The sequence below is a fragment of the Pseudoduganella sp. UC29_106 genome (assembly GCF_044055365.1).
Lineage (GTDB): Bacteria > Pseudomonadota > Gammaproteobacteria > Burkholderiales > Burkholderiaceae_D > Rugamonas.
This window is the reverse complement of sequence record NZ_CP171977.1, coordinates 1,034,033-1,048,479: the sequence shown is the minus strand read 5'-3', so window position 1 is coordinate 1,048,479 and position 14,447 is coordinate 1,034,033. Positions and strand designations below refer to the sequence as shown.

Annotated in this window: 10 protein-coding genes; 3 read left to right on the top strand and 7 right to left on the bottom strand. The window is 59.6% G+C overall.

What is annotated here, in order from left to right:
* Positions 1–65 precede the first annotated feature (65 nt).
* The 3 genes from ACHMW6_RS05580 to ACHMW6_RS05570 all read left to right on the top strand — a co-directional run bounded on the left by ACHMW6_RS05580 (position 66) and on the right by ACHMW6_RS05570 (position 2,506).
* Complete coding sequence (locus tag ACHMW6_RS05580; RefSeq protein ID WP_395406156.1) at positions 66–248, top strand: hypothetical protein; 183 nt, start codon at positions 66–68, stop codon at positions 246–248.
* A gap of 22 nt (positions 249–270) precedes the next feature.
* A complete protein-coding gene (locus ACHMW6_RS05575) occupies positions 271–657 on the top strand; it encodes a glutaredoxin family protein (protein ID WP_395406155.1) in 387 nt (128 codons plus the stop codon).
* 223 nt (positions 658–880) lie between these two features.
* Positions 881–2,506: an NAD(P)/FAD-dependent oxidoreductase gene (locus ACHMW6_RS05570; RefSeq protein WP_395406154.1), complete on the top strand. Its 1,626-nt coding sequence runs from the start codon at positions 881–883 to the stop codon at positions 2,504–2,506.
* A gap of 104 nt (positions 2,507–2,610) precedes the next feature.
* Here the strand turns inward: ACHMW6_RS05570 and ACHMW6_RS05565 are convergent, their stop codons facing one another.
* From ACHMW6_RS05565 to ACHMW6_RS05535, 7 genes are all read right to left on the bottom strand, one after another.
* A complete protein-coding gene (locus ACHMW6_RS05565) occupies positions 2,611–5,661 on the bottom strand; it encodes a carboxypeptidase regulatory-like domain-containing protein (RefSeq protein WP_395406153.1) in 3,051 nt (1,016 codons plus the stop codon).
* A 703-nt stretch (positions 5,662–6,364) separates the two neighbouring features.
* The gene (locus ACHMW6_RS05560; protein ID WP_395406152.1) at positions 6,365–7,147 is read right to left on the bottom strand and encodes a sel1 repeat family protein; all 783 of its coding nucleotides are present in this window, start codon (positions 7,145–7,147) and stop codon (positions 6,365–6,367) included.
* A 130-nt stretch (positions 7,148–7,277) separates the two neighbouring features.
* Positions 7,278–8,636, bottom strand: coding sequence for a sensor histidine kinase (locus tag ACHMW6_RS05555; protein WP_395406151.1), 1,359 nt, complete (start codon positions 8,634–8,636; stop codon positions 7,278–7,280).
* Positions 8,633–10,189 (bottom strand): DUF3369 domain-containing protein, encoded by a 1,557-nt coding sequence (locus ACHMW6_RS05550; RefSeq protein WP_395406150.1) that lies wholly within the window; start codon positions 10,187–10,189, stop codon positions 8,633–8,635. Before ACHMW6_RS05550 ends, ACHMW6_RS05555 begins: the two co-directional genes overlap by 4 nt.
* 93 nt (positions 10,190–10,282) lie before the next feature.
* Positions 10,283–11,251, bottom strand: a complete 969-nt coding sequence (corA, locus tag ACHMW6_RS05545) for a magnesium/cobalt transporter CorA (RefSeq protein WP_395406149.1) — start codon at positions 11,249–11,251, stop codon at positions 10,283–10,285.
* A 76-nt stretch (positions 11,252–11,327) separates the two neighbouring features.
* A complete protein-coding gene (locus ACHMW6_RS05540) occupies positions 11,328–12,620 on the bottom strand; it encodes a TonB-dependent receptor domain-containing protein (RefSeq protein ID WP_395406148.1) in 1,293 nt (430 codons plus the stop codon).
* Complete coding sequence (locus ACHMW6_RS05535) at positions 12,569–14,227, bottom strand: TonB-dependent receptor plug domain-containing protein (protein ID WP_395406147.1); 1,659 nt, start codon at positions 14,225–14,227, stop codon at positions 12,569–12,571. The genes ACHMW6_RS05540 and ACHMW6_RS05535 overlap by 52 nt, the downstream gene beginning before the upstream one ends.
* Positions 14,228–14,447: the final 220 nt, after the last annotated feature.

Here is a 14,447-nt window from a genome sequence, read left to right as displayed (position 1 = left end):
CTTCACAAAACGAATAACGTTATGTGTTTGCCGTTCCACCCCATATGAACTTTGAGGAGAATCGGATGAAGAAGCTGATGACTTTTATTTTTGCATTTGGTGCAGCGATGTCGTTTGCCTATGCGGCAGATCTTGGCGAATGCCAGGCGTTCTGCCAAGCTGAGAATATTGAATGCCTGAAGGTTCAAGGTCCGGGCGCCTGTTCGCGGGCTTACGACATCTGCATGCACGATTGCATGGTGCCTTGAGCGTCAGGTGGACATGCGAGATATGGTCGCTAAAAAATTAAAAGTCATTGGGGTATATACCCTAGTCCTTGTGGCAGGACTGGCGGTGGGCTTAGCTGCCGCAAAACTGCCAAAACTGCTTGAGCGCCCATATCAAGAGGGAAATTACGCCAACCATTTCGCTAATGCGAACAACAAGATAGTACTGTATGGCACGACAACCTGTCCCTTCTGTGCCAAGGCGCGTAAATACCTCTCCGAAAAGAAGGTGGTCTATTCGGACTTTAATGTCGATGAATCCGATACTGCGCATAAGCAATATGCGTCGCTGAATGTCAAGTCAGTTCCTGTTATCCTGATCGGCGATCGCCTAATTACCGGATTTCGGCCAGAGGCCATTGACGATGCTTTGAAAGCGATACGTCAGTAGTTCCCCTCCTTCTTACAAAGCGCCTTCGGGCGCTTTTTTTACCCATTCACATCAGCTTCGTCGACCGGGGTGAAATCCGCGCCGGGGGCGTCGTTGTCAGTCCACCCTATGCAGTGCGCAGCGCGGGCAGCCCGCTGAACGTCCCAACAGCCTCAGCGTCGCCGGGTAAAATAGCGCTTTTGACAGGCCATCACTGCCACGGTCGCTCTACCAGATTACACCTATGCTAAGACTGAACGAAGTTAGACTCCCGCTCGACCACAGCGAAGAAGAACTGACCGCCGCCATTGTCGCGCGCTTGCAGATTGAGCCTGCGCAGATGACCGGCTACACGATTTATAAGCGCAGCTATGATGCACGCAAGAAGTCCGCCATCGTGCTGATTTATTCGCTGGATGTCTCGACCACCGATGATAAAGGCATTCTCCAGCGCCTTACGCACGACCGTCACCTGATGTCTTCACCTGACACCAGCTACAAGTTCGTGGCGGAGAATGTCAACGCAACTGGCAGCCAGTTGCGGCCCGTGGTAATCGGCATGGGACCTTGTGGGCTGTTTGCTGGATTGATCCTGGCGCAGATGGGACTGAAACCCATTATTCTTGAACGCGGTAAGACAGTGCGCGAGCGAACCAAGGACACCTTTGGCTTCTGGCGCAAACGCGAACTCAATCCAGAGTCGAACGTGCAGTTCGGAGAAGGCGGCGCAGGCACCTTCTCCGACGGCAAGCTGTACAGCCAGATCAAGGACCCGAAGCATTACGGCCGCAAGGTGCTGACGGAGTTCGTCAAAGCCGGCGCGCCGGAGGAAATCATCTATGTCAGCAAGCCGCACATCGGCACCTTCCGCCTGGTAAAGATGGTGGAAGCGATGCGCGAGGAAATCACGGCACTGGGTGGTGAAATCCGCTTCGAAGCCAAGGTCAGCGACATCGAGATTGAAGAGCGCGAGGGACAACGCCAGGTACGCGGCCTGATCCTGAACAATGGCGAACGGCTGGCCGCCGACCACGTGGTGCTGGCAGTCGGCCACAGCGCGCGCGATACCTTTCAGATGCTGTACGACCGCGGCGTCTTCATCGAGGCCAAGCCATTCTCGATCGGCTTCCGCGTCGAGCACCCGCAATCGCTGATCGACAAGTGCCGCTTCGGCCCCAACGCAGGCCACCCGATCCTGGGCGCGGCCGATTACAAGTTGGTGCACCATGCGTCCAATGGCCGGGCTGTGTACAGCTTCTGCATGTGTCCTGGCGGCACCGTCGTGGCGGCCGCCTCCGAACCTGGCCGCGTGGTGACCAATGGCATGAGCCAGTATTCGCGCGCCGAGCGCAACGCCAATAGCGCCATCGTGGTCAGCATTTCGCCGGAAGACTATCCGGGCCACCCACTGGCCGGCATCGAATTCCAGCGGCGCCTGGAAGAGAAAGCGTTTGTACTGGGTGGCAGCAATTACAGCGCGCCAGGACAATTGATGGGGGATTTTGTGGCAGGCCGCCCTTCAACGGACTTCGGCACCGTGGTTCCATCTTATAAACCGCAAGTACACCTGACCGACCTGGCTACCATCCTGCCAGAATATGCAGTCACCGCCCTGCGCGAGGCCTTCCCGGCATTCGACAAGCAGATCCGCGGCTACTTCAAGGAAGACGCCGTGCTCACTGGCCTCGAAACGCGCACCTCCTCCCCCATCCGCATCAAGCGCCGCGACGAGGATTTCCAAAGCCTGAATACGCGAGGCCTGTTCCCCGCCGGCGAAGGCGCAGGCTATGCCGGAGGCATCCTGTCGGCCGGTGTAGACGGCATCAAGGTGGCCGAGGCGGTGGCACTCTCGATGGCGGGCAGGGACTGAGCGATCGCAATGGCGTGACCGGCACTGCCGGCACATTGCTGCAGCTTATAAAAAAACCGCTGGCCGAGGCCAGCGGTTTTCATTTGCAACGCCTACTTCAAGAATCAGAAGCGGTGGTTGTATTCCACGGTGAATTTCACAGCGCGCGGCGCGGTGTAGCTGATCACACGACCATAGGTCGGGCTGATATCGGTCGAGCTGCCCACATTGTAGGTCTCGTCGATGGTCTGCGCGGTCTGCTTGTTAGCCACGTTGAACACGTCCATCTTGAACGCCAGGCCCTTGATGAAGTTCGGACGGTAGGCCACATTCAGGTCCAGACGGATATCCCATGGCAGGTTGCCCACGGTGCCACGCTGAACTGGCTTGTCGCAGTAGAAGTACACCGAACCGTAGTCCACTTCACCCGGGGTAGCAGGATTCCAGCCAAAGCAGCTGCGTGGGCGGCCGGCGGCAGCCAGGAAGTTACCGCCAACGTTCCATTCAGGGGTCACTTCGTAGAAGCCGAATGCCTTAACCTGGTGCTTACGATCGTTAGGCAGCAAGCCGTTAGCGCCAACCATCAGTTCTGGGTTATCCCAGGTGGAGGTTGCTGCGACGTCGGTCTGTGCATTGTCCGAACGAGTCTGGCCTTCGGTGTTGCCCTTGCTGCGGGACCAAGTGTAGTTCACGCGGCCGTACCAGCCATTGCGCAGCGGATGTTCAGCGAACAAATCCAGTGCGGCGTAAGTACGCTTGGCCTTCTCGAAGCCCATTTCGGCGGCGGTCAGGTGAACCGTCGAGTAGGTCTTGTTGCCGGTGTAGTCCACCAGGAAGGTGGTGTCCTGGCCCGGATTGAACGATGCGCAGCTGAAGTAAGCCGGATTGGTCACTTTGATATTGTGATCTTCGGCGTACTTGTCGATCAGACGAGTATCGCAGTAGTCGTCGATCGTGGCTTTCAGCTTACGATAGGTGGCTTTCGCGCCCACGTTCAGGTCTGCGGAAACAGCTTTTTCGAAGCCCAGGGTCAATTCATCCTGGAAGGTTGCTTCGATGTCCTGTGCCGAGACAGTCTTCGCGTCCTTGGACTGGCCGAGTTCGTTGTTGACCGAGTACACGCCCGAGATCGGATTCAGGCCCAGCGGCAGGCCGTTTGCGTCGGTACCGGTGTAGGTGAATGCCTGGCGGGTCAGGGTCGAACGGGAAGCGCCGCGCACTGCCAGGTGGGTCGGGATCTGCAGAGCATAACGGCCTGCGCTACCGAACACCTTGAAGGAAGCATCACCGTTCACGTCCCAGGCTGCGGCTACGCGCGGCTGGACTTTGTGCTTAACTTCCAGGAAGGTTTCGCCGTCGCCGTTGATGTTCTTGAAGCCTTCATCACGTACGCCCACGGTCAGCAGAATGTCCTTATTGATCTGCCAGCGGTCTTCCAGGTAGCGTGCATCCTGGTGGGAGCCCGCGTCAGTCACACTGGCGAACAGGCGCTTGGACACGATGTAACCCTGGGTGCCGTAGCCACCGCCGCTGGCTGTGGTTGCCTTGGTCGGGCCGAAGGTTTGCAGTGCGTTCGGGTTGGCAACACGGGTGTATACCCAGATACCGCCGCCGCCGTAGTTCTGCCCGACTTGCGAGGAATCCAGTTTCACGTTGTCAAAGCCGCCGCGCAGGGTGTGGTTCTGGAGTTTGTATTCCAGGTCCAGACGGGAAGCACGCACTTCGCTTTCCGAGTTGGCGTTGTCCACTGCATTGACCAGCAGCTGCGGGCTCGAGTAGTTCAGGCCAGGCACACGAGCGTTACTTGCAGCCGACACCTGGAACAGGGTGGACACGTCCACACCGTTGACGGAGTCGTACTTGTTGTAGCTCTTCTGCTTGCTCTTACCGGTCAGCGCGGAAATCGTGAAGTCATCGGTAATATTGCCCACGTAGCGGAAGATCTGCACGTCACCACCGACGTTTGGAGTGAAGTCAGCGCTATTCTTGTAGTGCTGGGAAGCATTCACGGTCGAGCCATGAGTGCCGGTGGTGTAATCATAGCCGTACAGCTTACGATCGGTCTTCGAATTGTCGCCGATCAGGGTCGCTTCCAGGCGATGGTTGTCGGTGATGTTCCAATCGAACTTGGCGGTATAGCGTTCGATCTTGTCGTTGGTTTCCTCCCAGCCCGAACGGCCTACATTGGCCGAAGTACGAATACCGGCGGAGCCCAGCGGGTTCACGCGTTCCTGATCATACTTGCGGCCCTCAGCGGCCACGAACATAAACAGCTTATCCTGGATGATAGGGCCGCCAACGTAAGCGCCAAACATCTTCTCGGTACGTTCGCGCTGGTCGTTACGGATATACAGGGTGCCGTCGGTTGCACCGTTCAACGAGCCACCAGTCTTCTCATAGTAAGAATTCTTGTACTTTGCGCGCAGCGAGCTTGGCTCCCAGCTTACGCTGCCACCCACTTCCCAGTTATTGGTACCGGCCTTGGTGGTGACGTTGACCACGCCACCTACCGAACGGCCGAATTCAGCACCGAAGCCACCGGTCAGGATCTGTGCCTGCGAGATCGCGCCGAACGGCAGTTCGGAGGCGCCCAGCTGGGTCAGCGGGTTGGTGACAGGGAAGCCATTGATGTAATAAGCGTTTTCGGAAGCGCCACCGCCACCGAAGGAAGCACCGCCGGCGTAACGGGAGTCGGCGCGCGTGGTGTTCGGTGCCAGCTGGATGATTGCGTCAACAGACTGCTGGATTGGCAGTTTGGTCAGTTCCTTGGCAGTGAAGGTTGCACCATTGTTGGTGTTCGACACGTCGATACGGCTGCGGCGGCCAGTCACTTGCACGGACTGCACTGCTGCAAACGATGCTTCGACACCCTGGCCCACAATCACGTCGACTTCAACAGTTTTCTCGGTTTGGCCGTTGCGCACCAGTTCGACTTTGTAGTGGCCTGGCGTCATTGCGGTCGCATTGTAGCGGCCACTTCCATCGGTCGTTACCGTACGCTTAGCACCCGTGTCGATGTTGTGCAACACGACGGTAGCCGCGCCGCCGTCAACACGGCCAAAGATGTTACCGGCCGCGTTCGATTGCGCCATTGCTGGCGGAACCATCGCTGCCGACATGGCCGCCGCACCGAAGGCAACTTGCAATGCGCGAACCAGGATTTTCTTTCTAATCATGTGTTTGTCCCAATCTAATAAACCAAAAAAGCTGTGCGAGCAGATTTTATATCGCACAGTTAGCCTTCAACCTAAGGACTTCATAAAGCAAAATCAATAAACAAGCCTGAAATAAACCTTCATTCAGGAAGCTTATCATTCTATAAAATCATATCGACGCCAAAGCTGTCAACAGCGCAACTAATTTTATGCAAAGAAACAACGGAGTTGCACAAAATCTGCGCTCATCGCACCATTTTGGTGCAATGTAAAATTTAAATTTATCTGTATCGTGTCAAATTTTTATTTAAAAATATTCTGATATTCAATTTTAAATTTAGCTTATGCGATTTTTACAGAATATTATTCCATAGAAATAATTTCCCAAAGGCATCAATTTGGCCTTAATAATGGCAAAGTGAGGAGGCGGAGGACTCGATTAGAAGGAGCCAGCGATTTCATCCCCCCCGAAAAAAAATACGGCATGCACAGATAATCATTTATTGCGCCGCAATAAATGATTATCTGTGCATGCCGTATATTTAAATCCGACAGCACAAGAAACCCGGCCATTATCTGGCCGTTAGTGATCCATCTTCAGCTGTCCAAAAAACTGCAACGGCAATAATGCCATAGTTCGTAGCTGAACAGTTCAGCAAACTGTGCTGACGCGAAATATGATCGAATTATGACGTAACTTTACAACAGCAAGGTGCCCTGGCAGCTACTTCTTTGGCAGCACGCTGGTCTGCTGCATGTTCTGGAACGCCTTTGCATCGATATCATTCTGCAATTGCAGGCGTGTCATTTCGGCTTTGTTCTGCTTGTCGTAGGTTGTCACGTAGTCTTCTGTCGCCTTGCGCCAGGACGCCATCTTCTTGGTGATCTCGTCCGCACTAGCTTGCGCCTGCTTTGCAATGCCGGTGTACACCCTACCTATATGAGTGCTCGCGCGTTCGAATTCTTCCTGGTTCATCAGTTCGAGCACGTTCGCCGGAATAGTATTCGTCGGCGCAGCCTTGGCGTTCAGATTGGCGGCGAAGCGGCCATAGCACTCCCGCCACGCCCCGACTGCGGCGTCGACTGCCTTGATTTCTGGAACGGTCTTGGACAGGGCCGGCACACTCGGTGCTAAGCAAGCGAACTTTTCATAGCGCGCATCGCCACCATCGAATTTGTCCGTATACCACTGGATATCCGCCTTGTGTGCAGCACGCCGGCGCACCAGTTCCAGTGATGCGGGCGCTTCCTTGCTTCCTCCCCGCACTGCTCTCTCCAGCCACTGTGTGGCCAGACCGAGGTCCTCGTTCGTGCCCTCGCCAAAACCGTACATTTCACCCAGCTGCTGCTGCGCCGCGGAGTTACCGGCCTGAGCGAGTCTGTTGAACGCTTGAAAAGCCGCTGCGAAATTCTTTTTTTCCCATAGCATTTGCGCATCGCCCAGTTCGTCCGCGCACGCGGTTCCTAACATCAATCCCAGGCAAGCAAGCAGACCAGTCTTTTTCATCCCCACCTCCTATTCATTTAATAGAAATACCGAACAGCAACTCCCATGCTACGCCAGCATTGATTTATTTTCAACAAAGCAATGTTCAACACCACCTTCCAGTGGTGCGATAAATTCCGGAGTATTGGAATCAGTCGGTTTGGAGCGGCTGGCAAGCCTTAACTTCCATCGGCATGCGCAGGCTGAAGGTGCTGCCCGCGCCTGCGCCGCTGCGCACCTCCACCTGCCCACCCATCTGGTGCATGATGGTGTAGACGATGTGCATGCCCAGGCCTGAGCCGCCCTGCCCGCGCTTGGTGGTGAAGAAGGGCTCGAAAATGCGCTCGCGCACACCATCCTCCATGCCGGCGCCGTCGTCGGCAAATTCCATCAGCAACCAGTCGCCATCGCGCCGCGCACTCACGCGCACCTCGCCGCCCTGCCCTTTCGGATAGGCGTGGCGGGCCGCATTCATCAGCAGGTTGGACAGCACCTGGGAAAATTTCCCCGGCGGCAGGCGCGGACGGAGCATGCTGTCAATATCCAGCACCACCTTGATACCCGCCTTGCGCAGTTCCGGGCTGTGCGCCGACACCACGCCATGCACATAATCATGCAGCACCAGGGTGCTCACATGCTCGGTGCCCTGGTCCACCGCCAGCTGCTTGAAATTGCCGATCAATTCCGCCGCGCGGTGCAGGTTCGATTCGATCAGGGCCGCCGCATCGTTCAGGCGCCCGGCCAGGTTGACCAGGTCCGAGCGGCTCACCTTGGGTGCGTTCAGGGTTTCCACCAGTTGCCCGGTATAGCTGCTCATTGCGGACGCCGCCGTCAGCGCCACGCCCACCGGCGTATTCACTTCATGCGCCACGCCCGCCACCAGGGCGCCCAGCGCGGCAAGCTTTTCCTGCTCCACCAGGCTGGCCTGGGCGGCGCGCAGCGCTTCCGTGCGCCGCTCGACCCGCTCCTCCAGCAGGGCCTCGCGCTCCTGGTGCTGCAGCTCGGCCGCCGCGCGCGCGGCAAAGATGGACAGCAGGGACAGCGCCAGCAGCCGCTTGTTCTCGTCGATAGGCTTGACGTCGATGGCCGACAGGATGCCCAGCGACTTGCCCTCGGTATCGACCATCGGCATGCCGACATAGCTTTCCGCGCACATTTGCACCAGCAGCGTATCGAGCGGGTAATCCTGCTGGATGCCGCTGCCGTGGAAGCACATGGTCTGGTCTTTCACATTGCTGCAGGGCGTGTGCTGCAGGCTGTATTCGATATTCGGCTGAAAATCCTGGCCGGCCCAGACAGCCAGCGTGCGTATGCCTTCCTGGCCATCGGGCATGGTGATGACCCGGCCGCAGATCACGTACATCACGTCCAGCGCCTGGGCCAGGTCGTGCACCAGCACGCGGAAGAATTCCTCGCCGCGAGCGCGCGCCGTGGCGGCCGTGATGGAACGCAGCGCCGCTTCGGCGAGGATGCGCGCATCGCCTTGCGAGTACAGCGGAGTGCTCATCATGGACCTCCTGCGCGGGCCGGCTGCATGCGGTACAGGGCGTGCAGCCAGTCGCTGCGCGACAGCAGCAGGCTGGCCAGCGCCGGATCGAAGCGCTGGCCATGATCTTCGGCCACGGCCTGCAGGGCTTCGTCCAGCGTGTGCGGACCGCGCCACGGGCGCGGACTGGCCATCGCGTCGACAAAGTCGGCCAGCGCCGTGATGCGCGCGGGCAGGCAAATCTGGGCGCCGCCCAGGCGGCGCGGATAACCCTTGCCGTCCCAGCGTTCATGGTGCTCGCGCGCGATGCGCGCGGCCAGCTGCAGCACGGGCTGGTTGGAGCGCGACAGCATGTCCGCGCCGATATCGCAGTGCATGCGCATGCGCTCCCATTGCGCCGCATCGAGCGCACCGGGATGGTGCAGGATGGCGTCAGGGACGCCGGCGTGGCCGATATCGTGCAGCGGCGCGGCCTGGCGCAGTTGGCGCACCGCGGCCGGCGGCATGTCCAGCTCCTCGCCCAGCATGGCGGCAATCCGGCCGACGCGGTCCACGTGGCCTCCGGCAGCCGGCGAGCGCGTCTCGATCGCTTCGCCCATGATGGCGACCAGTGCGGATTGCGTGGCGCTCAGTTCTTCGCGCTGCAGCAGCTTTTCATAGGTGATGGCGACGTTGGCGGCAAACAGCGCCAGCAGCTCGCGCCGTTCTTCGGCCACCGGTTCGGCGAAGTCCATGTAAAGGAAGCACTCATTGCCTTCGCGCGTGCGGTAGTAGCAGGCGTACCAGGTGTCGCCATAGTGGTCGCGCTGTTCGATCATGCAGCGCGTGAAGGCTTCGCGCACCGCCGGCGGCAAATGGTCCAGGCTTTCCTGCGGCGCCAGGCCGGCATAGGCGGAGGTGGCCGCCAACACCTGCAGCCGTCCCATCTGCTGCGAGGCGGCATAGGCGTTCAGGCGGCTGGCGCACACCCCCTCCCCTTGCGCGCCCAGCACGGCCGCCGCCTGTTCCAGCACGGCGGAGCCGAACTGGCGCAGGTTATCCGCGTCGCACACCTGGGTGATGGCGTCGATCGAGCGGCGCAGACCGGCGCGCGCCCGTTCCAGGCGCATCAGGTCGCGCCATGCACGCAGGCCGGCGTAGAACACGGCACTGAGCTTGGCATGGGTCAGCTCGGTCTTTTCGCGGTAATCGTTGATGTCATAGCCGTGCAGCACGACGGCTTGCGGCGCCTGGCCCGGCTGGCCGGTGCGCAGCACCAGGCGCACCATGCTGTCGCCCAGCTCTTCTCGGATATAGCGCACCAGGTCCAGGCCGGCGTGCTCGGTTTCCATCACCACGTCCAGCAGGACCAGGGCGAACTGGCCGGGGCGTTGCAGCACATTGCGCGCTTCGGCGGCCGAATAGCAGTGGGTGAAATGCACGGGACGCCCGTCGAAGGTGAAGTCGCCCATGACCAGGCGGGTGACCTGGTGCACCGCTTCCTCGTCGTCCACCACCAGGATTTCCCAGGGCTGCAGGAGGGCCTGTGCGGCGGGCGCCGCACCGTCTTCGTCGAACAGCATTTCGTCATCGACCATGCCGCCCCTCCCGGTTAAAACCCAAGGCGTAAAGCTGGTGTCAGCCACATCGTGGCTGACACCTGGGTTGCGCTTCTGGTATTGATTATATAGCTATAACCAGCCGGCGCGGCGGAATCGGCGGTACAGGTAGAAGCTGACGGAGAACATCAGGCCCAGCGCAACGGGATAGCCCCAGCGCCAGTCCAGCTCCGGCATGTTCTTGAAGTTCATGCCCCAGATGCCGGCGAAGGCAGTGAGTACGGCGAAGATAGCGGCCCAGGCGGCCAGGCGCTTGTTGACCTCCCCTTCCTCCAGCGCCACCATCGACAGGTTGACCTGGATGGCGGTGCCGATGGTGTCGCGGATGGTGTCGAGGATGCCGTTGATGCGGTACAGGTGGTCGTGCACGTCGCGGAAGTATTCCTGGCTGTTCGCGCATACGGCCGGCACGCGCCCGCCGTGCAGCTTGCCGATGGCGTCGAGCAGGGGCGCCACGCAATGGCGCATGACCATGACCTTGCGCTTCAGGGCATACAGGCGCTGGATACTGTCGCGCTGGGAACCGCGGATGAAGATGCGTTCCTCGATCTGTTCCAGTTCCGATTCCAGCGAATCGACAATGGGGAAGTAGCGGTCGACCACGGCGTCCATCAGCGCATACAGCACGAAGCCGGCGCCCTGCTTCAGCAGGTACGGCTCACGCTCGGCGCGGGCGCGCACGCCGAGGAAGTCCTGGGTGCTGCCCTGGCGGTTGGAGAGCACAAAATTCGGGCCGGCAAAGATATCGACCTCGCCTACGGCCAGTTCATCGTCCTCGCGCATTTCCAGCATCTTCAGCACGGCAAAGATCGAATCGCCGTATTCCTCGATCTTGGGACGCTGGTGGCCGCGCTGGGCGTCTTCCACCGCCAGTTCGTGCAGGCCGAATTCGACGCGCATGACCTGCAATTCGTCGAAGGTGGCGTCGCGCAGGGCGACCCAGACGAAGCAGTCTTCGCGGGCGACATAGTCGCTGATGTCCTCCACCGGGATGTCGGCCAGCTTGCGGCCGTTCTGGTAGGCGACACAGTTGATCAGCATGGGATTCTCACAAAATAAAAAAGCTCCGGGTCTTGCAACCCGGAGCTTACCTGAAAACAGGCTTATCCTGCAGCGATCAGAACTTCACGGTGGCGCCGAGGGTGAAGTAACGGCCCACCGCGTCGTAAGTCTGCGGGAAGGTATTGCCGCTGTTCGGACCGGTGCCGCCAATGGTGCCGCCGACGATAGGCGGTTTCTTGTCGGTTGCGTTCTTGATGGACAGGTTGATGCGGACGTTCTTGTTGAAGTTGTACACGCCGCTCAGGTCCAGGTAGTTGAACGCCTTGATGTGGGCGAAGGCCGGCAGGAAGTCCTGGCCGCCTGGTTCCTCATTGACTGCGCTCATGTAACGCCAGTTGTAGCCCACCACGAAGGAGCCGATGCTCCAGTTGGTGCGCTGGTTGAACTTGCGCTTGAACACAGGGGCGTTCACCACATTGTTGCAGGCCACCGAGTAGTAGCCCAGGCAGTCACGCTCGATCGAAGTCGGGGTCGCGCGGAACTTGTAGTCCTGCACCTGGTTATAGTTGAAGGAGACGTCGAAGCTGCCCCACTTGCTGTCCAGGCCAACCTGGTTGGCGTTGAAGCGGTAAGCCGCATTCAGGTCCCAGCCGGAAGTGCTCTGGGTGCCCAGGTTGGACTTCGGCGTCAGCACGCCGCTCGATTCAACACCATTGAAGGTACCGTTGATGGTGTTACGGCCGATCATGCCGCAGGCCGCATTCAGCGTCAGGCCCGGATTCTGGGCGGCGCTGTAGCAGCCATCCAGGATATCGGTGGTGGACGGCGAGGACACGGCCTTCTCGATGTCGATCTTGTAGTAGTCGAGCGACACCATCAGGCGCGGCGCCGGTTCCCAGACGAAGCCCAGGGTCTTGGTCTTGGCTTCTTCAGGGCCCAGGTTCGTGTTGCCGCCGCTGGCGTTGTTGATCTGGCCCGAGGACGGAACCGGCAGGCTGCCGATTTCGGACAGCGGCACGCCGGTCAGGCGGCACAGGTTCGACAGGGTGCCCGCAGTATTGGCGTCAGCCTTATTGATGCGGTTGCCCTGGCAAGGGTCGACCGCCAGGTTGGACAGGCCGGTCACCACCGGTGCGAACAGTTCGTTCACGTTCGGCGCGCGGGTCGCTTTCTGCACCATGCCGCGGAAGCGCAGGGTCTGGATCGGCTGCCATTCGCCGCCGCCCTTCCAGCTGCCGTAGCTTTGCTTGCTGGTGGTTTCAAACTCGGTGCGGCGATAGCCGGTCTCGAAGTTCAGGGCCTTGATGAACGGCATGTCGGCGATCAGAGGGATGGAGCCTTCGATCGCGGCTTCCTTCATCTTGAAGGTACCTGCGCGGTCCGGGGTCGGCGCGCCGGTGCCCAGCACTTCGCCCTGGATCTGGAAGCGCTGTCGGACTGGGTGCTGGCGGAAACCTTGCGGTGTTCCAGCGACAGCGCCAGTGCGACCGGGCTATTGGCCCATGGGGACTTCACTTTTTCGCCCAGGTCGCCGGAGAAGGTGATCGCGCCCACATCCTGCTGCACCGACTGGTTCAGGATGGCGGACAGGTTGATGAACTTCAGCATTTCCGGGGTGATCGAGCCGGCGGCGCCGAACACGTTCAGCGGTACGCAGCCGTTAGCCGCGTTCACGCAAGCGGTCTTGGACAGGGCGTTCAGCGCCTGGCCCACCTTGGACAGCGAGCCCCAGTTCTGGCGGGTCTGCGACTGGTCGGACGTGCCGCGGCTCCAGTAGGCGTCGTAGTTCCATTCGTACGGCAGTTCGCCCTTCACGCCCACGGTGTACTGCAGGGTCTTGGTGTCGAAGTTGTTGAAGCGCGGGCCCAGTTCGACGAAGCGGCGGTTGACCAGCAGCGGCACCATGGTGGCATTGCCGGGCACGCAGTTGGCAGCCGAAATACCGCGGCGTTCGCACAGCTGCTGGCGCATCGCATCAGGGATGAACGGGTTGCCGATCGGTACCTGGAAGGTGTTGCCGAAGGTGCCCGATTCCGCCAGGGTCGAAGCGACCTTGGAGGTGGTGTAGAACACGTCGGAATACACTTCGGCGTATTCGTTGATCTTGTAGTTGCCCAGCGCCGTCGCCTGGGTGCGCTCCAGCCCGGTGACGTAGTAGTTCAGCGGATTGGTGTTGTATGGCACGACCGGCTGCACCAGCTTGCCGGTGGCCGGATCCAGCTGCCATGCGCCGGACAGGGTGGTGGTGCCGCCCGTGCCCTGGCTGGTGGAGAACGCCGCCGGGATCGTGGTGGCGGAGCCGGTGCCGGCGCCGGTCACGGAGTTCAGATTGGTCACACCGAAAGGACGGGAGCCCTGGGTCAGCGGGTCGGCCTTGGTCTTGCCGATGGACATCACCACATTGCCGCGGCCTTCGTCCAGCTTGGCGCCGAGGGTCAGGTCGGTGCGGCGGCGCTTGGCGTCACCCTCTTCCGAGACACCGTAGGAAGTGGTCAGGTCAACGCCGGTGAACTTGCGGTTCAGGTTGAAGTTGGCCACACCGGACACAGCGTCAGCGCCATACACCACGGAGGCGCCGCCCGTTACCAGGTCAACGCGGCTCAGCAGCGCGATAGGGATGGAGTTGGTGTCCACCACGCCGTCCAGGTTAAACGGAACAACGCGGCGGCCATTCACCAGCACCAGGGTGCGGTTGGTACCCAGGCCGCGCAGGTCGATGGTTGCCGCGCCGGCGGTGCCGTTGTTGGTGCCCGGGCCGACGGCTGGCACGGAAGCTGGCAGGTCCTTGAAGAATTCTTCCACAGCCACTGGCTGGGAAGCTTTGATTTCTTCCGCCGAAATGGACGAAATCGGGTTATTCGAAGTAGCGCCGGGGCTGGTAATGCGGGTACCGGTAACCTGTACCGCCTGGATCTTCTCTCCTTCTTGTGCGAAAGCGAGCGTACTCGCGCCCATCAGCAACCCGCCGGATACGACGAGCCTTACGGCGCGTGACAAAGTCTTCTCTTGAATCATTCCTGCCTTCTCCCAGTGTGAACAACAAAAAAAGTCAACTGTTTACAAATGTATCTTTTGTTTTCTTTTGTAACGTGAGGTAACTTAACTTAACTGTGGAGATAAGGAAATATTAGGAGTTGGCAATAAGTGGAAAAACCATCACGCTGTTGTCGCAATGTGACAAAACGATGACGAACGGATCGCATTTGATGCGATCCGGTTCTCGATTCGTCCTGAA

Bases quoted from the DNA above. Each gene is read 5' to 3' on its own strand.
- ACHMW6_RS05580 (WP_395406156.1), top strand. From the start codon at position 66: ATGAAGAAGCTGATGACTTTTATTTTTGCATTTGGTGCAGCGATGTCG.
- corA (WP_395406149.1), bottom strand. From the start codon at position 11,251: ATGCTGATCAACTGTGTCGCCTACCAGAACGGCCGCAAGCTGGCCGAC.
- ACHMW6_RS05535 (WP_395406147.1), bottom strand. From the start codon at position 14,227: ATGATTCAAGAGAAGACTTTGTCACGCGCCGTAAGGCTCGTCGTATCC.
- ACHMW6_RS05550 (WP_395406150.1), bottom strand. From the start codon at position 10,189: ATGGTCGATGACGAAATGCTGTTCGACGAAGACGGTGCGGCGCCCGCC.
- ACHMW6_RS05570 (WP_395406154.1), top strand. From the start codon at position 881: ATGCTAAGACTGAACGAAGTTAGACTCCCGCTCGACCACAGCGAAGAA.
- ACHMW6_RS05565 (WP_395406153.1), bottom strand. From the start codon at position 5,661: ATGATTAGAAAGAAAATCCTGGTTCGCGCATTGCAAGTTGCCTTCGGT.
- ACHMW6_RS05555 (WP_395406151.1), bottom strand. From the start codon at position 8,636: ATGATGAGCACTCCGCTGTACTCGCAAGGCGATGCGCGCATCCTCGCC.
- ACHMW6_RS05560 (WP_395406152.1), bottom strand. From the start codon at position 7,147: ATGAAAAAGACTGGTCTGCTTGCTTGCCTGGGATTGATGTTAGGAACC.
- ACHMW6_RS05575 (WP_395406155.1), top strand. From the start codon at position 271: ATGGTCGCTAAAAAATTAAAAGTCATTGGGGTATATACCCTAGTCCTT.